At 68.9% G+C, this 16,437-nt stretch carries 18 protein-coding genes and 1 pseudogene; 10 read left to right on the top strand and 9 right to left on the bottom strand.

The window, feature by feature from the left end:
- The 3 genes and pseudogenes from ABGI63_RS21015 to ygfZ all read right to left on the bottom strand — a co-directional run.
- Window positions 1–2,784: pseudogene (locus tag ABGI63_RS21015) on the bottom strand (hypothetical protein); the annotation flags it as partial.
- Between the two features lie 355 nt (window positions 2,785–3,139).
- Complete coding sequence (locus ABGI63_RS21010) at window positions 3,140–3,433, bottom strand: DUF4936 family protein (RefSeq protein WP_349744421.1); 294 nt, start codon at window positions 3,431–3,433, stop codon at window positions 3,140–3,142.
- Window positions 3,430–4,374, bottom strand: coding sequence for a CAF17-like 4Fe-4S cluster assembly/insertion protein YgfZ (gene ygfZ, locus ABGI63_RS21005; RefSeq protein WP_349744420.1), 945 nt, complete (start codon window positions 4,372–4,374; stop codon window positions 3,430–3,432). Before ygfZ ends, ABGI63_RS21010 begins: the two co-directional genes overlap by 4 nt.
- A gap of 96 nt (window positions 4,375–4,470) precedes the next feature.
- Here ygfZ and mltG point away from each other — a divergent pair, with 96 nt between their 5' ends.
- The 7 genes from mltG to ABGI63_RS20970 all read left to right on the top strand — a co-directional run bounded on the left by mltG (window position 4,471) and on the right by ABGI63_RS20970 (window position 9,298).
- Window positions 4,471–5,463 (top strand): endolytic transglycosylase MltG, encoded by a 993-nt coding sequence (gene mltG, locus ABGI63_RS21000; RefSeq protein WP_432767448.1) that lies wholly within the window; start codon window positions 4,471–4,473, stop codon window positions 5,461–5,463.
- 4 nt (window positions 5,464–5,467) lie between these two features.
- Window positions 5,468–6,097 carry a dTMP kinase gene (gene tmk, locus ABGI63_RS20995; protein ID WP_349744418.1) on the top strand — a complete coding sequence of 210 codons (630 nt, stop codon included), beginning with the start codon at window positions 5,468–5,470 and terminating at the stop codon, window positions 6,095–6,097.
- Window positions 6,091–7,107 carry a DNA polymerase III delta subunit-related protein gene (locus ABGI63_RS20990; protein ID WP_349744417.1) on the top strand — a complete coding sequence of 339 codons (1,017 nt, stop codon included), beginning with the start codon at window positions 6,091–6,093 and terminating at the stop codon, window positions 7,105–7,107. Before tmk ends, ABGI63_RS20990 begins: the two co-directional genes overlap by 7 nt.
- 38 nt (window positions 7,108–7,145) lie before the next feature.
- Entirely contained in the window at window positions 7,146–7,535 is a 390-nt protein-coding gene (locus ABGI63_RS20985) for a PilZ domain-containing protein (RefSeq protein ID WP_137940608.1), read from the top strand.
- On the top strand, window positions 7,536–8,327 hold the full coding sequence (locus ABGI63_RS20980; protein WP_349744415.1) for a TatD family hydrolase: 792 nt from the start codon (window positions 7,536–7,538) through the stop codon (window positions 8,325–8,327). It begins immediately after the preceding gene.
- A complete protein-coding gene (locus ABGI63_RS20975; RefSeq protein WP_349744414.1) occupies window positions 8,324–8,962 on the top strand; it encodes an ankyrin repeat domain-containing protein in 639 nt (212 codons plus the stop codon). Before ABGI63_RS20980 ends, ABGI63_RS20975 begins: the two co-directional genes overlap by 4 nt.
- 108 nt (window positions 8,963–9,070) lie before the next feature.
- On the top strand, window positions 9,071–9,298 hold the full coding sequence (locus ABGI63_RS20970) for a hypothetical protein (RefSeq protein WP_137940605.1): 228 nt from the start codon (window positions 9,071–9,073) through the stop codon (window positions 9,296–9,298).
- Between the two features lie 5 nt (window positions 9,299–9,303).
- Here ABGI63_RS20970 and ABGI63_RS20965 read toward each other — a convergent pair whose 3' ends face one another.
- From ABGI63_RS20965 to ABGI63_RS20955, 3 genes are read right to left on the bottom strand one after another with little or no spacing between them, the layout of a single operon-like run.
- On the bottom strand, window positions 9,304–10,179 hold the full coding sequence (locus tag ABGI63_RS20965; protein WP_349744413.1) for a DMT family transporter: 876 nt from the start codon (window positions 10,177–10,179) through the stop codon (window positions 9,304–9,306).
- Window positions 10,180–10,186: 7 nt separating this feature from the next.
- On the bottom strand, window positions 10,187–10,699 hold the full coding sequence (locus tag ABGI63_RS20960; protein WP_349744412.1) for a methylated-DNA--[protein]-cysteine S-methyltransferase: 513 nt from the start codon (window positions 10,697–10,699) through the stop codon (window positions 10,187–10,189).
- Window positions 10,696–12,231 (bottom strand): DNA-3-methyladenine glycosylase 2 family protein, encoded by a 1,536-nt coding sequence (locus ABGI63_RS20955; protein WP_349744410.1) that lies wholly within the window; start codon window positions 12,229–12,231, stop codon window positions 10,696–10,698. Before ABGI63_RS20955 ends, ABGI63_RS20960 begins: the two co-directional genes overlap by 4 nt.
- Before the next feature lie 245 nt (window positions 12,232–12,476).
- Between ABGI63_RS20955 and ABGI63_RS20950 the strand changes: the two genes are divergently transcribed.
- From ABGI63_RS20950 to ABGI63_RS20940, 3 genes are all read left to right on the top strand, one after another.
- Window positions 12,477–12,845: a VOC family protein gene (locus ABGI63_RS20950; protein ID WP_349744409.1), complete on the top strand. Its 369-nt coding sequence runs from the start codon at window positions 12,477–12,479 to the stop codon at window positions 12,843–12,845.
- A gap of 59 nt (window positions 12,846–12,904) precedes the next feature.
- Complete coding sequence (locus ABGI63_RS20945) at window positions 12,905–13,498, top strand: hypothetical protein (RefSeq protein WP_349744407.1); 594 nt, start codon at window positions 12,905–12,907, stop codon at window positions 13,496–13,498.
- 114 nt (window positions 13,499–13,612) lie between these two features.
- Complete coding sequence (locus tag ABGI63_RS20940; protein ID WP_349744406.1) at window positions 13,613–14,029, top strand: hypothetical protein; 417 nt, start codon at window positions 13,613–13,615, stop codon at window positions 14,027–14,029.
- A 79-nt stretch (window positions 14,030–14,108) separates the two neighbouring features.
- On the opposite strand, the gene ABGI63_RS20935 is transcribed toward ABGI63_RS20940, so the two are convergent.
- From ABGI63_RS20935 to ABGI63_RS20925, 3 genes are read right to left on the bottom strand one after another with little or no spacing between them, the layout of a single operon-like run.
- Window positions 14,109–14,426, bottom strand: coding sequence for a DMT family transporter (locus tag ABGI63_RS20935; protein WP_349744423.1), 318 nt, complete (start codon window positions 14,424–14,426; stop codon window positions 14,109–14,111).
- Between the two features lie 42 nt (window positions 14,427–14,468).
- Complete coding sequence (locus ABGI63_RS20930; RefSeq protein ID WP_349744404.1) at window positions 14,469–15,233, bottom strand: LytR/AlgR family response regulator transcription factor; 765 nt, start codon at window positions 15,231–15,233, stop codon at window positions 14,469–14,471.
- The gene (locus ABGI63_RS20925; protein ID WP_349744402.1) at window positions 15,230–16,366 is read right to left on the bottom strand and encodes a sensor histidine kinase; all 1,137 of its coding nucleotides are present in this window, start codon (window positions 16,364–16,366) and stop codon (window positions 15,230–15,232) included. The genes ABGI63_RS20930 and ABGI63_RS20925 overlap by 4 nt, the downstream gene beginning before the upstream one ends.
- Window positions 16,367–16,437: the final 71 nt, after the last annotated feature.

Genomic DNA, 16,437 nt, shown 5'->3' with positions numbered 1-16,437 from the left:
AAGACCGCCGACCTGGGCGGAACCCAGGGCCGCGACCTGCTGGCTCTGCAGCGCGACGATGTTTTCCGAGGAGAGGGCGCCGAGCTGGGCCGAGCCCAGCGCGCGGATTTGCTCGGTCTTCAGGGCCTGCAGATCATCGCTGGCCAGGGTCGAAACCTGGGCCGTCGTGAGCCCGGCGATCTGGCTGGTGCTCAGGGCGCGGATCTGGTCGCTGGTCAGCGCGCTCAGGTCTTCGCTGCTGAGGTTGCCCAGCTGCGGTGCAGAGCTCAGCGCAGCGATCTGGGCCGAGCTCAGTGCGGCGATCTGGTCCGTGCCCAGGGCGTCGAGCTGGGCCGTGGAGAGGGCGCGCAGGGCGGCGGTGCTCAGCGCGCGCAGATCGTCCGATTCCATGGCCACCAGCTGCTCGGTGCCAAGGCCGGCGACCTGGGACGAGCTCAGTGCCGCGACCTGCTGGGTTTGCAGGTCTTCGATGTTCTCGGTGGACAGTGCGCCCAGCTGGGCCGAACCCAGGGCGCGAATCTGATCGGTCTTCAGCGCCTGCAGGTCTTCGCTGGTGATCGTGGCCAGCTGGGCCGTGCTCAGGCCGGCGATCTGGCCGGTACCCAGGGCCCGGATCTGGTCGCTGGTCAAAGCGGCGAGATCCTCGCTGCTGAGATTGGCCAGCTGGTNACCCAGGGCGCGAATCTGATCGGTCTTCAGCGCCTGCAGGTCTTCGCTGGTGATCGTGGCCAGCTGGGCCGTGCTCAGGCCGGCGATCTGGCCGGTACCCAGGGCCCGGATCTGGTCGCTGGTCAAAGCGGCGAGATCCTCGCTGCTGAGATTGGCCAGCTGGTTGGTGGACAGGGCGGCCACTTGGGCCGTGGCCAGGCCGGCCAGCTGCTCCGTGCCCAGGCCGTCGATCTGGGCGGTGGAGAGGGCGCGCAAGGCGGCCGTGTTCATCGCACGCAGGTCGGCCGATTCCATCGCGGCCAGTTGATCGGTTTCAAGGCCGCCGACCTGGGCCGAGCCCAGGGCTGCGACTTGCTGGCTTTGCAAGGCGACGATGTTCTCGCTGGACAGCGCACCCAGCTGGGCCGAGCCCAGCGCGCGGATCTGTTCGGTCTTCAGCGCCTGCAGATCCTCGCTGGTGAGCGTGGCCAGCTGGGCCGTCGTGAGCCCGGCAATCTGGCCGGTGCCCAGCGCGCGGATCTGGTCGCTGGTCAGCGCGGCCAGATCCTCGCTGCTCATGGCGGCCAGCTGGCTGGTCGACAAGGCGGCGACCTGGCCCGTGGCCAGCGCCGCGATCTGCTCGGAGGCCAGGCTGTCAAGCTGGGCGGTGGACAGGGCGCGCAACGCGGCGGTGTTCAGCGCGCGCAGATCGGCCGACTCCAGCGCGGCCAGTTGCTCGGTTTCCAGACCGCCGACCTGGGCCGAACCCAGTGCCGCGACCTGCTGACTTTGCAGCGCGGCGATGTTCTCGGTGCTCAGCGCGCCGAGCTGGGCCGAGCCCAGCGCACGCACCTGCTCGGTCTTCAGGGCCTGCAAGTCCTCGCTGGTCAGGTTGGCGAGCTGGCCGGTCGTCAGGCCGGCGATCTGGCCGGTGCTCAGCGCACGCAGCTGTTCACTGCTCAGCGCGCTCAAGTCCTCGCTGGCCAGATTGGCCAGCTGCGAGGTGGACAGCCCGGCCACCTGCTGGGTGGCCAGGCCGGCAATCTGTTCGGAGGCCAGGCTGTCGAGCTGGGCGCTGGAGAAGGCGCGCAGCGCGGCGGTGCTGATCGCGCGCAGATCGGCCGATTCCATCGCCGCCAGCTGCTCGGTCTCCAGGCCACCGACCTGGGCCGAGCCCAGGGCCGCGACCTGCTGGGTCTGCAGCGCCACGATGTTTTCCGTGCTCAGCGCGCCCAGCTGGGCCGAACCCAGCGCGCGCACCTGCTCGGTCTTCAAGGCCTGCAAGTCCTCGCTGGTCAGGTTGGCGAGCTGTGCGCTGCCCAGACCGGCGATCTGGCCGGTGCTCAGTGCGCGTATCTGCTCGCTGCCCAAGGCGGCCAGGTCTTCGCTGCTCAGATTGCTCAGCTGGCTGGTCGTCAGGGCGGCCACCTGCTGGGTGGCCAGTGCCGCGATCTGATCGGTGCCCAGACTGTCAAGCTGAGCCGTGCTCAGCGCCCGCAGGGCGGCCGTGCCCAGGGCTCGCAGATCGGCCGATTCCATCGCGGCCAGCTGCGCCGTGCCCAGGCCGCCGACCTGGGTCGAGCCCAGCGCCGCGACCTGCTGGCTTTGCAAAGCGACGATGTTCTCGCTGCTCAGGCCGCCGACCTGGGCCGAGTTCAGCGCGCGCACCTGGTCGGTTTTCAGGGCCTGCAAGTCCTCGCTGGTCAGGTTGGCGACCTGGTGGGTCGACAGATTGGAGACCTGGTTGCTGGTCAGCGCGCGGATCTGCTCGCTGGCCAGCGCGCTGATGTCCTCGCTGCCGAAGCTGCCGAGCTGGGCTGTCGAGAAGGCGCTGACCTGCTGGGTCTTCAGTGCGCCGAACTGCTCGGAGCCCATCGCATCGATCTGGGCGCTGCTGATGACCTTGACCGCCTGCGTGCTGAGCATGCGCAGGTCTTCGGTCTGTATCACCGCGAACTGGGCGGTCGACAGCTGGGCGACCGCGTTGGTCGTCAGGTAATTGAACTGGCTGGTGGTCAGCGCCTGGATCTGTTCGGTACTGAACGCCGCCCAATCGGCGCTCCCCAGCTTAGCCAGGGTGCTGGTGGACAAGCCGGCGATTTGTGCAGTACTGAGGTTCTCGATGAGAGAGGCCATGGTCAGCTCCAGGAGCATGTAAGTTGAGCCCCCCGCATCACGATGGCTTGCGCGGGGCAGAAATTCCGGCAGCACGGCAGGTCGATCAGGGATGCGACGGCGTTCCGGCTCGCGGCAGTGACGCGAGTCGCTTGAGAACGCCTTGCAGGTGATCTACCTACGATGGCCTATGGTCGGATTTCGGACAGGCACCGGCAAACTTGAGCGTGACGACAGATCCGCCGGACACAAAGGCCGGGGGAACTGGGCTGCTGGCGCTACCGGCACATGGCCGCGATCTTTCCATCGTCCGCATGCTAGAGGGCCTGGGCGGGCGCTGATCGCCCCAAAAACAGCCGCTTTGGCTGACTATTTGTTACTTCGCCGGGCTGGCCGCCGGGCTCAGTGCCTCAAAGGCCTCGCGGTGCCGGGCCCCGACAGCGAACGGCGCCATCACGGCGGCGATACGCTGTTCCACAAGCTGGGCCTGGGCCACATCCGGGCCGTAGACCTCCATCCAGGTCAGCAGGGCTGCATCGCCATCGCGGCGCTGCAGCAGCCGCACCGGCGCCTCGCCCCGGGCCTGCTCGAAGGCCGCCAGCGCGGCCTCGGCCTGCGCCGGGCCGAGCTTGTAGTAAATATAGAGCTCGGCCTGGGCGGTACTGCTCACTGCGGTTCGCCCACCGGATAAGGCAGCGCGCGCGGGCTCAGGACCGGGCCCTCGGCGCTGCCCAGATGCAGGCTGCCGGCCTCCAGCGCCGCCAGCTTGACCTCGGCCAGCAGCAGGGTCCGGTCTCCGCGCCGCGCCGCCGCGGCCACCAGTCCGGCCGGCTGGGCCGGGTCCGCGCTGTGGAACAGCTCCTGGCCGACCGCCGCCTGGGCAGCGCCCTCGGCGGCGAACATCAGGGTGCGCCGCTTGACCGTGCCGCGGTACTGGCTGCGCGCCACCACCTCCTGGCCGGGATAGCAGCCCTTCTGGAAGTTCACCCCGCCCAGCAGCTCCAGATTGAGCATCTGCGGCACGAACTGTTCGACCGTCGCGCCGCGCACCCAGGCCAGGCCGGCCTGCACCTCCAGCCATTGCCAGTCGGCCTCGGCCAGCGCGGGCAGGGCGGGGGCCGGGGCCTGCGCCGGCTGCAGCAGCGCGTAGCGCGCCAACCCGGCCTCGGGCAGTTTCACCACCAGGGCCACGCCGATGCGGGCCACGCCCCAGACCTCGGCCGGCGCGGCCGTGCCCAGCCAGGCGCTGGCGGCTGGGCCGGCCAGGCCCCACAGCGCCCAGTCGGCACTGGCGTCGCTGAGCTTGCACTTGGCGCGCAGCACAAACATCGAGAGCCGCTTCAGGGTCGGCGCCAGCAGCTCGGCCGGCAGGGCCAGCAGCAGCTCATCGCCGGTGTTCTTGACGGCCAGCAAGGTGGCCAGCAGCCGGCCCTTGGCCGAGCAGTAGCCGGCCAGCCGGGCCTGCTCGGGGGGCTGCAGCGCGATGTCCTGGGTCAGTTGGCCGTGTAGAAACTTGGCGGCTTCCTCGCCCTGGGCGCGCATCAGGCCCCAGTCGGCCAGGCGCAGCGCGCCGCCGGTGATGGTGGAAGTGGTGTGGGTGGGTTCGCTCATGGCCCCGATTATCATCAGCGCCCACATCACCTTCGGAAAGCTCAGGTCTTGGCCCGCCATCGCAACAGAAGAAAACGCTCCGCCGGTCTCGGCGCCGTGGGCTGGCTGCTGAGCCTGCTGCTGCTGGCCCTGGGTCTGGCCGGGGCGGGCGCCGGCGCGGCCTGGTGGTGGCTGGACCAGCCGCTGGCGCTGGACAAGCCGGCGGTGGAGCTGTCCGTCGAGCCGGGCAGCACACCGCAGCAGGTGGCCCAGGCCTGGGTGGCGGCGGGTGTCGCCACCGATGCGCGGCTGCTCTATCAGTGGTTCCGCTGGTCGGGCCAGGCGCGCCAGATCCGCGCCGGCAGCTATGAGATCCACCAGGGCGCGACGCCGCGCGATCTGCTGAACAAGATGGTGCGCGGCGACGAGGTGCTGGAGGTGGTGCGCCTGATCGAGGGCTGGACCTTCCGCCAGTTCCGCGCCGCGCTGGCCAAGGCGCCGGCGCTCAAACCGGCCACGGCCGGCATGAGCGAGGCCCAGATCATGGCGGCGCTGGGCGCGCCCGGCATGCCGGCCGAAGGCCGCTTCTTCCCCGATACCTATGCCTACAGCCGCGGCGTCAGCGACCTGACCGTGCTCAAGCGCGCCCATGCGGCGATGGCCCGCCGGTTGGAATCGGCCTGGGCCGGCCGGGCCGACGGCCTGCCGCTGAAGAGCCTCGACGAGGCCCTGATCCTGGCCTCCATCGTCGAGAAGGAGACCGGCGCGGCGGCCGACCGAGGCCTGGTGGCCTCGGTCTTCATCAACCGCTTGCGCATCGGCATGCCGCTGCAGACCGACCCGACCGTGATCTACGGCCTCGGCGAGGCTTTCGACGGCAATCTGCGCCGCCGCGACCTGCAGACGGACACCCCTTTCAACACCTACACCCGCGGCGGCCTGCCGCCGACGCCGATTGCGATGCCCGGCGTGGCCTCGTTGCAGGCGACCCTGCATCCGCCGGCCAGCAAAGCGCTGTACTTCGTCGCCCGGGGCGACGGCAGCAGCGAGTTCAGCGAGGACCTGGCCGCGCATAATCGCGCCGTCAACAAATACCAGCGTGGTCAATAGTTTCGTGAACAGTGCCCTGGGCCGCAGCGCCCGTTTCATCAGCTTCGAAGGCATCGACGGTGCCGGCAAGTCCACCCATATCGAGGCCCTGAGCCAGCGCCTGCGCGAGCGCGGCGCCGAGCTGGTCAACACCCGCGAGCCCGGCGGCACGCCGCTGGCCGAGACCCTGCGCGGCCTGTTCCTGCACAGCGGCATGGATGAGCTGACCGAGGCGCTGCTGGTGTTTGCCGGCCGCCGCGACCATCTGGTCAAGGTCATCGAGCCGGCGCTGGCCGCCGGCAAGACCGTCGTCTGCGACCGCTTTGCCGACGCCAGCTTTGCCTATCAGGGCTATGGACGCGGCATGGATCTGGCGGTGCTGGGCAGCCTGGAGCAGTGGGTGCTGCAGGGCCGCCAGCCCGACCTGACCCTGTGGTTCGACCTGCCGGCCGAGATCGCCGCGCAGCGCCGCGCCGCCGCACGCGAGGCAGACCGCTTCGAGCAGCAGGACCTGGACTTCTTCGAGCGGGTGCGCGCCGGCTATGCGGCGCGCGCTGCGGCCGCGCCCGAGCGCTTTGCCCGCATCGATGCCAGCGGCTCGATCGCCAGCGTCGCGGCCCAGATCACGGCCGTGCTGGAGTCGCGCGGATGGTGACGGACACCCTGGCCCTGCCTTGGCTGGCCGAGCCGCTGACCGAGGCCCTCGCACGCGCGCGCTCGCACGCCCTGCTGATACAGGGGCCGGCCGGTGTCGGCCAGTTCGATCTGGCCCTGCTGCTGGCCCAGGCCTGGCTGTGCGAGACGCCGGTCCCCGGCTCGGGCTGGGCCTGCGGCCAGTGCGGCAGTTGCAAGCTGTTCCAGTCGCGCACCCACCCGGATTTCCAGCTGCTGATCCCCGAGGCCTTGCGCGAGCCGCTGGGCTGGGCCGCCGACGAGGGCGAGAGCAGCAAGGAAAGCAAGACCAAGCCCAGCCGCGAGATCAAGGTCGAGGCGGTGCGCCAGATGCTGAGCTTTGCTCAGGCCACCTCGGCACGTGGCCGCGCCAAGGTGGTGGTGGTCTATCCGGCCGAGGCCTTGAACACGGTGGCCGCCAATGCGCTGCTGAAGACCCTGGAAGAGCCGGCCGGCGTGCTGCGCTTCGCGCTGGCCAGCGCGGCGCCCGAAAGCCTGCTGCCGACCATCCGCAGCCGCTGCCAGCCGGTGCCGCTGGGCCTGCCGGCCCCGGGGCCGGCGCTGGCCTGGCTGCAGGCCCAGGGCGTCGACGGCGCCGAGGTCTTGCTGGCGGCGGCCGGCGGGCGGCCGCAGGAGGCCTTGCGCTGGAGCGAGGAGGGGCTGAAGGCGGCCGCCTGGGCCCAGCTGCCGGCGCGGCTGGCGCGCGGCGAGGTCGCGGCGATCTCGGACTGGCCGGTGCCGCGCGCGATCGACGCGATGCAGCGCCTGTGCCATGACCTGCTGCGCACCAGCCATGGCGCGCCGCCACGCTATTTCGCGCCCGAGGCCTTGCCGGCGCCGGGGCCGTCCGCGCCGCTGCAGCAATGGGCCCTGGCGCTGCAGCAGGCCGCACGCCATGAAGACCATCCGCTCAATGCCGGGCTCCTGATGGAGTCGCTGGTACTGCAGGGCCAGTCGGCCTTGCAGGGCCGCCGCCGTGCGGCTCGGGCTTGAACCAAGCCACGAGCAAGCCATTCGCTACACTGCCGAACATGAGTGACGCCGCGCCCGCCAAACCTCCCGTGACCCCAGCCGCCGCCGGCGCCAGGCCCAGCGTGATCCAGCTGGTGTTCAAGGAGAAGGGCGCGCTCTACGCCGCCTACATCCCGCTGTTCACCGATGGCGGCCTGTTCGTGCCGACCACGCGCGACTACAAGCTTGGCGAGGACATCTATCTGCTGCTGTCCCTGCCCGATGATGCGCAGCGCTATCCGGTGGCCGGCAAGGTGGCCTGGATCACGCCGCCCAATGCCTCGGGCGGCCGCACCCAGGGGGTGGGCGTGCGCTTTCCCGGTGACGAGAAGCACCGGCTGATCAAGATCCGGATCGAGGAGCAGCTGGGTACTTCGATCTCCTCGGCCAAGCCGACCCAGACTATCTAGATGTTCATCGATTCGCACTGCCATCTGAGTTTCCCCGAACTGCGCGCCAATCTGCCGCAGATCCTGGCCGAGATGGCCACCGCCCGCGTCGAGCAGGCCATCTGCATCTGCACGACGATGGAGGAGTTCCCCGCCGTCCGCGAGATCGCGGCCGCCCACAGCCAGCTCTGGGCCACGGTGGGCGTGCATCCCGATAACGAGGAGGTGCATGAGCCCACGGTCGACGAACTGGTGGCCGCGGCCCAGCACCCCAAGGTGGTCGCGATCGGCGAGACCGGGCTGGACTACTACCGCCTGAACGGTCGCAGCATCGACGAGATGGAATGGCAGCGCGAGCGTTTTCGCAGCCATATCCGTGCCGCGCGGGCCACGGCCAAGCCGCTGGTCATCCACACGCGTAGCAGCTCGGCCGACACCTTGCGCCTGCTGCGCGAGGAGATCGCCGCGGGCGGTTCGCTGGGTGAGCGCCCCGGCGTGTTCCACTGCTTCACCGAGACCGCCGAGGTGGCCTGGGCGGCCGTGGAGCTGGGGTTCTACATCTCCTTCTCCGGCATCCTGACCTTCAAGAACGCGCAGGACCTGCGCGATGTGGCTGCCGCGCTGCCGCTGGACCGCATCCTGATCGAGACCGACAGCCCCTATCTGGCGCCGGCGCCCTATCGTGGCAAGACCAACAGCCCGGCCTATGTGCCTTATGTGGCCCAGCAGCTGGCCGAGCTGCGTGGGCTGAGCGTCGACGAGGTCGCGGCCCGGACCTCGGCCAATTGCCGGCGCCTGTTCGGTCTGCCATGAAGAGCGTCCCGCGCCTGGTCGCGCTGGTGCTGCTGGCCGGTGCTGGACTGGCCATGGCCGGGCCGGCCGAGGACCTGCTGAACGCGGCGATGCGCGATGACGGCTACCGCATCGGCGTGCTGCTGCTGCGCGGGGGCGATCCCAATGTGCGCGACGAGCACGGCCAGACGCCCTTGCACATCGCCTTGAAGGACGATGGCGACAAGGCCGTCAAAAGCCTGCTGAGCCATCCGGCGCTGGATGTCAACGCGGTCAATGCCGCTGGCGAGACGCCGCTGATGCTGGCGGCGCTGCGCGGCCGGCTCGACACCGCCCGGCTGCTGGTGCAGCGCGGCGCGCAGATCAATCGCGAGGGCTGGAGCCCCTTGCACTATGCCTGCAGCGGCCCCGACGAAGGGGTAGCGGCCTGGCTGCTGAGCCAGGGTGCCGAGATCGATGCGCGCTCGCCCAATGGCAGCACGCCGCTGATGATGGCGGCCGGCTATGGCGGGCTCAGCACGGCCGAGCTGCTGCTGAAGGCCGGTGCCAAGGCCCAGCTGCAGAACGAGCAGGGCCTGCGCGCGGCCGACTTCGCCGAGCGTGCCGGGCGCGACCGCTTTGCCAAGCTGCTGCGCGCCCAGGCTGACAAGCCCTAGGACTTTGCCTGACACGCGCTTTGGCGCCCGGCCCACTGCCGCGCGCAGCGGCGCAGCCCTACAGTGACTCCAAGGCTGATCCATAGCCCCTGCCAACCGGAGTTACCTATGCGCCTTGCCTCTCACATCACCGCTGCCGCCAACCCCTTCGCGATGATGCTGGACCCGCAGCAGGTGGCGCGCGCCGTCGAAAGCTCGGAGCGACTGAACCGCCTGCACAGCCGCATCTACCGTCCGCTGGACAAGCCGCTGCTTGCCAAGGCGCCGGGCGACGCGGCCGACTTCGATCGCCTGATCGACGCGCTGCCCGAACCCGAGCCCGAAGACCTGCTCTGAACGATTCAGGCCTTGTTCGGCTTGCCGAGCAGGCCGACCGCCAGCGCCGTGCCCAGCAGCACGACGGCGCAGCCCAGGGCCATGCGGGCCGTGAAGGCCTCGGCCAGGAACAGCCAGCCCCACAGCACCGCGAACACCGGGATCAAAAAGGTCACGGCGATCGTGTTGGTCGCGCCGATGCGCGACATCAGGCGGAAAAACAGGATGTAGGCGATGCCCGAGCACAGCAGCGCCAGCAGCAGCACGCCGATCCAGGCCTGCAGGCTCGGTGGCTGGACCGGCCACAGCCAGAAGGCCGGCAGCGCCAGCAGCAGCGCCGCAAACACCTGGCTGCCGGTGGCCACGCTCAGCGGGCTCACATGTGCGAGGAATCGCTTGGTGTAATTGGCCGCCACACCGTAGCTCAGCGCCGCGCCCAGACAGGCCAGGATGGCCCAGCCGCTGCCGCCGGGCTTGAACGAGGCCTGGTCCCAGGCCAGGAACAAGACGCCCGCAAAACCCAGCGCCAGGCCGGCGCAGCGAAGCAGGCTCAGGCGCTGGGCGAGCCAGATCCAGGCGACGATGGCGCCCCAGAGCGGCGTGGTCGCGTTCAGGATGCTGGACAGGCCGGCCGTGATCGACAGCGCGGCGAAGCTGAACAGCGCAAAAGGCAGGGCGCTGTTGAGCAGGCCCACGGCCAGCAGCGGTCGCCATTCGCGCCTGAGCTCGCTCAGTCCCTGGCGCGCTGCCAGCAGCGGCAGCAGCATCAGGCTGGCACCGCCGACGCGCACCGCCGCCATCGCGATCGGGCCAAACTCATGCGCGCCCAGGCGCATGAACAGAAAGGACGCGCCCCAGATGGCGGCCAGCAGCAGCAGTTCGGCGATATCAAAAGGTTTCATCGAGGACTCAGGCGGCTTCTTTGAAGGCCGCACCTTCCAGGCGCAGCAAGGCGGTCTTGCGCGCCAGGCCGCCGGCATAGCCGGTCAGGGCCCCGCTGGCCCCGAGCGCGCGGTGGCAGGGTATCAGGATGGAGAGCGGATTGCGCCCCACCGCCGCGCCCAGCGCCCGCACCGCCAGTGGCCGGCCCAGCTGACGCGCCAGCTCGCCGTAGCTGCGGCTGGCGCCGGCCGGTATCGCCAGCAGCGCCTGCCAGACCTGCTGCTGGAAGGGCGTGCCTTGCGGGTCCAGCGCCAGGTCTTGCGGCAGACCCTGGCCCTCGAAATAGGCCCGCAGGGCGGTCCTCAGTTGTGCGAACAGCGCATCATCCGGTGCGCTCGGCAGGTCCAGCGCGCCGGGATGGTGCTTCTGCGCATCGAACCACAGGCCCGACAGGCCGCGCGCGCTGCGCGTGGCCGTCATCGCACCCAAAGGCGTGTCGATCCGGCATTGCAGGATATGGTGCGTGGATCGGATGCTCATGACTTCTTGTCCTTGATCGCGGCGGCGCGCCACAGGCGCAGCACCGCATAGCTGCGATAGGGCTGGAAGGCCAGCGCGGCCTGTGCATAGGCGCCCGGGCTCAGCGGCCGTTCGGGATCGGGGCTCAGGGCTTTTTTCAACACCACATCGCCCGGCGGGAAGGCATCGGGCCAGCTCCAGCCGCGCATCAGCATGTAGTGGGCGGTCCAGGGACCGATGCCGGGCAGGGCGCAGAGCTCGGCCAGCGCCTCGTCCACCGTGCCCTGCTGGCGCGCATAGGCCAGCCCCGGCCAGGCCTGGGCCAGCGCGATCAGGGTCTCGGCACGGCGGCGGATGATGCCCAGCTCGGCAATCTCGCCGACCTCGGCCCTGGCCATCCGTTCCGGGCCTGGGAACAGCCGGGCGATGCGCTCATCGGGTGCGCCGACCAGCGGCGTGCCGAAGCGGGACACCAGGCGCGCCGCCAGGGTGCGGGCGGCCGCCACCGTGACCTGCTGGCCCAGCACGGCGCGCACCGCCAGCTCGTAGCGGTCCAGGCAGCCGGGCAGGCGCAGGCCCAGCTCCTCGGCCGCCGGCTCGCCCAGGGCCGGCTCCAGCGCCTCGTCAATGCGGCTGGGCTCGGCGTCCAGGTCCAGCCAGCGCCGCAGCCGCGGTAGCAGGCTCGCGATGGCGGGCCACAGCCCCGGCGACAGGCTGACCAGGGCTTGGTGGCGCTGCGTGTCGAAGCTCACGCTGAGCCAGCCGCTGTGCAGCCGGCCCCGGTGCATCAGGCTCAGCGTGCGCTCGATGCGGCGCTTGAGCGGGTCCACATGCTCGACGCCGCCGATCGCGCGCGGCGCCAGAAAGCCCAGCAGCGCGTCCACCGCATAGGGCGGGCGGTAGCCCAGGCGCAGCAGGGTGCCGGCTGCGCTGTCGCTGGTGTCGGCGGCGCCGGTCTGCTTGCGCAGCGCGCCGGGCTGCAGCCGGTAGTGCTCGATGAAGGCGGCGTTGAAACGCCGCAGGCTGGCAAAACCGGCCGCATGGGCCACCTCGGTGATCGCCAACGTGGTGTCGCTGAGCAGGTGCTTGGCCAGCAGCAGGCGGCGGGTCTGCAGATATTGCAGCGGCGTGACCCCGTGCTCGGCCGCGAAGATGCGGCGCAGATGGCGGCTGGTGATGCCCAGATGGGCGGCCAGGTCTTCCATCGAGGCCTGCTCGTCGCTGCAGTCGTCCAGCCAGCGGGCCGCCGCCCGGGCCAGCGTGCGCGAGGCGTCCATCACGCTCCAGGCCAGCCCGCCGGCGGCCGGCGCCAGCTCGGGCCGGCATTTCATGCAAGGCCGAAAGCTCGCGGCCTCGGCCTGGGCCGCCGAGGCATAGAAGCGGCAGTTCTCGCGCTTGGGCGCTCGCACCCGGCAGACCGGGCGGCAGTAGATGCCGGTCGAGGTGACGCCGACAAACCAGTGCCCGTCAAAGCGCGCATCGCGGGCCAGCAGGGCGGGGTAGCAGTGGGCCGGGTCCAGATCGGCAGCGCGGGCGGGGGAAGTGGCATCCATGGCCGCGATGATAGGCAGATGCGGGGCGTTGGCTGGCCGGAAACGGACATCTGGGTGGGGAGGCATCCTCGGCCGGCTGGAATCCACCCGGGCCTGCCACGCCGTCCCTCTTCAGAGGGGGCCGTCACCCCGGGATTCCAAGTGAGAATCGCGGCCGCAGACTCGTCGCCGGGCAGCAGCTGGCGAGACGACATCCCCGCCGCAGTTGGGCGACAGCAATGTAGGCGCCGAAGGACGAAATCACCATGCCCAATCTCCGCGTCACCGAGATCAAGGCCTTTGTGCCGTCGAAGGACTTCAATCTTTCCAAGCAGTTCTACCAAGACCTGGGCTTCACCATGGCCTCGGAAGGCGGCGGTGTCGCCTACTTTCACTGGGGTCACGTCAGCTTTCTGCTTCAAGACTTCTGTGCCGAGGGGCTGGCCGAGAATTTCATGATGCACATCCTGGTCGAGGATGTTGAGGCCTGGTGGGATGCGGTCCAGCAGAGCGGCGTGAGCACCAAGTACGGCGTCAAGGTCTCGGATGTCGAGACTCAGCCCTGGCGGATGCGGGACTTCTGCCTCACCGATCCCTCGGGCGTGCTGTGGCGTATTGGCCAGAACATCGAATGATGTCTTGCCCCAGGAGCGGTTGCGATGCGAACCCTACTTCGTTCTCAGCGAGGGGCAGCATGAAAACCATGCGTTCGACGGCCCTGCCGCACAACTCGAACTCGGCACTTACTATCGGAGTCATCCTGATGAGATGGTGTTTGACACTCATCGCTGCGCTCTTGCCGTTTGTCGCTCACAGCGCATGGATTGATACGACGGGCACAGCGATCCCCGATAGTGAGAGCAGGCGCAGTGCCGGAGACTTTGGCGTGCAAATTGTGCTTGCGGCGGACGAAGGTCAGTTTCGCCAGGCCTGGAACTCGTCAACGACCCTGCCAACGCTGAGTACGACCAATACCGTGCGCCTCGGTACTTCTGTTTCAGCGCTTCTGATCTTTCATGGGTGTTCGCCGAATGTCACGGGCGTTTGCGATGTGGTTACGGAATTCGTTCTCGAAGATGCGTACGGGAAAAGAACGCCAGCGGGTGGAGGCGCGGTCTGGTCTGAAAAGCCGTTGCAGCACCGGCTATTGCAGCTCGGCCGGGCCAGCATGACCGTAGTCTTTGACAAGACTGATCCCGTTGGTAATTACAAGATCACCGCGAATGTCAAAGACCGAATTTCTGGCCGAGCACTATCGGTCGCATCCCGCTTGAGAGTTACGAACTGAACTGCTTCGCCCTGCGGGCCACCTATCAATCCGCCGGATACCACGCGATGAACCCGTGCGAGATCGTGTAGACGCGTAGCGGCTAAAACAGGCCTATGGATTGCGGAGATACGAATGAACTATGCGTTGCGATACCCACGCTTCTGGCTGATCTACTTTGTCGTGTCTGCTGCAATGGTCGCCATCAGTTCTGGTGCTGCGTTCGTGGCAGCGATCGGCGGCAAGGGCTCAGTCCAGAATGCCGTCGGCCAGATCATTGGTGTATTGGCACTGTGGCCATTGTTTGGCTATGTGCGCCAAAGGCGATTGAATCCTCGGTGGTTGTGGCGGGTCCTGCTTGCCATTGCCGGCTGCGGACAAGTAGGCGCAAGCGGAATCTTGCTCTTTATGCTGTTCAAAACAGGCAGCGGAGAAGTCCTGATGCTGCTTCTAGGGCTAACGCTGACCGGCGTGCCATTCGTTGTAGCCCTCTTTCAGTACATTCATCGCAGCCCCCACATCTGGGAGCAGGCCGTGGTTTCCAGGCTGTGAGCCATGCCGGCATTCGAGGCGGCCAACTGCCTGGATTGAGACCCGTCCCGCTCACCAAGCCCCCGCCACTCTGCGCGTCTCAGCGACTCAACACCTTCAAGCCCACGATCCCGCCCAGAATCATCGCAATGCAGGCGATACGGGCCGGTGTCGCCGGCTCCTTGAACACCAGGATGCCCAGGAGTGCGGCGCCAACGGCGCCGATGCCGGTCCAGACGGCGTAGGCGGTGCCCAGCGGCAGCTGTTTCATCGCCAGGCCCAGCAGCGCGAAGCTGGCCGAGGCGGCGGCGAAGCACAGGGCCGCCATGCCCGTGCGGGTGAAGCCTTCGGAGGCCTTCATCGCGCTGGCCCAGACAATCTCCAGCAGGCCGGCCAGCAGCAGCGCCGCCCAGGCCAGGGTGACGGGGTTCTTCAACAGGGTTTGCAGGCTAGACATGGATCACATGGCCTTGAACAGATGGACATAGGCGCGGCTGACCGGCAGCTCACGGGCGTGGTTTTTGATGCGCACAAACAGCCGGCTGGCCTCGTCGCGGCGGGTGCCGGCCAGATGGGCCAGATTGACCACGGTGGAGCGGTGGATCTGGCAGAACTGCTCGGGGTCGAGCTGGGGCATCAGCTCGACGATGGCGGTGCGTATCAGGTACTCGGCGGCCTGGGTCTGCACGACGGTGTACTTCTCGTCGGCATGGAAGAACAGCACCTCGGCCAGATCGATCTGGTGCATCAGCTCGCCCTGGCTGGCCCGCACATAGCGCAGGCGCGGCGGGGCCGGTTGCTGTTCTTGCAGCAGGCGCTGCAGCGTCGCGGCCAGCGCGCCGTCGGGCTCGGCCGGCGCGGCCCGCAGCGCGGCCTTGACGCGCTCGACCGTCTTGGCCAGGCGCTCGGTCTTGACCGGCTTGCAGACATAGTCGAGCGCGGCCTGCTCGAAGGCCTCGACCGCGTACTCGTCATAGGCGGTGACGAAGACCACGCGGGTCGCCCCCTCGATGCCCTGGGCTACCTCCAGGCCGCTGAGGCCGGGCATCTGGATGTCCAGAAAGGCGATGTCGGGCGCCAGCGCGGCGATCTGGGCGGCGGCCTCGACGCCGTTCTTCACCACCGCGACGATGTCCAGCTCGGGCCAGAGCTGGGTCAGCTGGGTCTTCAGGTACTGGGCCAGATGGGGTTCGTCATCGGCAATCAGGGCGCGGACTGGGTTCATGGGGTCTGGGTGATGAAGGGCAGGGTCAGGATGGCCAGGGTGCCGCCGCCGGCGGCGGCCTGCAGCTGCAAGGCGGCGGCGTCGCCATGGCGGGCCTGCAGACGGGCGTGGATATTCTCCAGCGCCAGGCCGTGCCCGCCGCGCCGGGCGCGGGGAGCGGCGTTCAGGCCGAGGCCATCATCGGCGATCTCGATGCGCAAGCGGCCCTCGGCGAGTGTCGCGCTGACCGTGACCTGACCGCCGTCCAGCTTGGGCTCCAGCCCGTGGTGGATGGCGTTCTCGATCAGCGGCTGCAGCAGCAGCGGCGGCAGCAAGGCCTCGCGGGCGGCCGGCTCGGCGCTGATGACAAAGCGCAGCCGCTCGTCCATGCGGGCCTGCATCAGCTGCAGATAGCTGTCGGCCATCGCCAGCTCGGTGGCCAGCGTCGCATCGGCGCTGCGCAGCTGGCCCAGGCTGGCGCGCAGATAGTCGGTGAAGGATTCCAGCATGCGCTTGGCGCGCGGCGCGTCCTGCTCCATCAGGCTGTGCACGGTGGCCAGGGTGTTGAACAGGAAATGTGGCTCGATCTGCGCCTGCAGCAGCTTCAGCTGGGCTTCGGTGGCGCGCAGCTGGCGGGCCTGGGCGCGCAGCCGCCATTGCCAGCACAGGCTGGAGATCAGCGAGAGCACCAGGCCGATGACGAGGAACTCCAGCACCGTCTGCGGCCGGCGCGCGATGAAGGCCCAGCTGTCGAGCTGCAGCAGCCAGCCCAGCAGGGTCAGGCCCAGCGCACCACCGAGTAGCATGCAGACGATGACCAGGCCGGCATGCACCAGCACCGACAGCCCGCCACGGTCGCTGTTGATGCGGGCCAGCCAGGCCTCGCTGAGCGCGAGCTCCAGCAGCCGGTAGCCGGCCATGATGGTGAAGCTGACGCAGCCGGAGATGATCAGGTTCTCCTGCAGCACATGGACCCAGGCGCCGGACTGCAGCACCCGGGCATTGAGCAGCAGCGCCAGCCCGGTGACCGCCAGGGCAAAGCCAAGCGCCAGCAGGGCGGTGATCAGCAGCCGGGCCCACAGCGCCTCGTCGCGCTGCTTGCTCAAGCGCCATTGCCGGCGCCAGGCGGTCGCGAGTTCTTGTTGGAATGTCATGTCGCCAGTGTAGAAAGCGCGGCGCGGCCGCAGCAGCCCTCGGGCGACGACTGGACAGCGGCGGCGACGAA

Source organism: Roseateles cavernae (assembly GCF_040187885.1).
Lineage (GTDB): Bacteria > Pseudomonadota > Gammaproteobacteria > Burkholderiales > Burkholderiaceae_C > Roseateles_E > Roseateles_E cavernae.
The sequence above is the reverse complement of the archived record's forward strand: the minus strand, read 5'-3'. Positions and strand labels throughout refer to the sequence as shown.

Bases quoted from the DNA above. Each gene is read 5' to 3' on its own strand.
- ygfZ (WP_349744420.1), bottom strand. From the start codon at position 4,374: ATGAGCGAACCCACCCACACCACTTCCACCATCACCGGCGGCGCGCTG.
- ABGI63_RS20990 (WP_349744417.1), top strand. From the start codon at position 6,091: ATGGTGACGGACACCCTGGCCCTGCCTTGGCTGGCCGAGCCGCTGACC.
- ABGI63_RS20985 (WP_137940608.1), top strand. From the start codon at position 7,146: ATGAGTGACGCCGCGCCCGCCAAACCTCCCGTGACCCCAGCCGCCGCC.
- ABGI63_RS20980 (WP_349744415.1), top strand. From the start codon at position 7,536: ATGTTCATCGATTCGCACTGCCATCTGAGTTTCCCCGAACTGCGCGCC.
- ABGI63_RS20975 (WP_349744414.1), top strand. From the start codon at position 8,324: ATGAAGAGCGTCCCGCGCCTGGTCGCGCTGGTGCTGCTGGCCGGTGCT.
- ABGI63_RS20970 (WP_137940605.1), top strand. From the start codon at position 9,071: ATGCGCCTTGCCTCTCACATCACCGCTGCCGCCAACCCCTTCGCGATG.
- ABGI63_RS20965 (WP_349744413.1), bottom strand. From the start codon at position 10,179: ATGAAACCTTTTGATATCGCCGAACTGCTGCTGCTGGCCGCCATCTGG.
- ABGI63_RS20960 (WP_349744412.1), bottom strand. From the start codon at position 10,699: ATGAGCATCCGATCCACGCACCATATCCTGCAATGCCGGATCGACACG.
- ABGI63_RS20955 (WP_349744410.1), bottom strand. From the start codon at position 12,231: ATGGATGCCACTTCCCCCGCCCGCGCTGCCGATCTGGACCCGGCCCAC.
- ABGI63_RS20950 (WP_349744409.1), top strand. From the start codon at position 12,477: ATGCCCAATCTCCGCGTCACCGAGATCAAGGCCTTTGTGCCGTCGAAG.
- ABGI63_RS20945 (WP_349744407.1), top strand. From the start codon at position 12,905: ATGAAAACCATGCGTTCGACGGCCCTGCCGCACAACTCGAACTCGGCA.
- ABGI63_RS20940 (WP_349744406.1), top strand. From the start codon at position 13,613: ATGAACTATGCGTTGCGATACCCACGCTTCTGGCTGATCTACTTTGTC.
- ABGI63_RS20930 (WP_349744404.1), bottom strand. From the start codon at position 15,233: ATGAACCCAGTCCGCGCCCTGATTGCCGATGACGAACCCCATCTGGCC.
- ABGI63_RS20925 (WP_349744402.1), bottom strand. From the start codon at position 16,366: ATGACATTCCAACAAGAACTCGCGACCGCCTGGCGCCGGCAATGGCGC.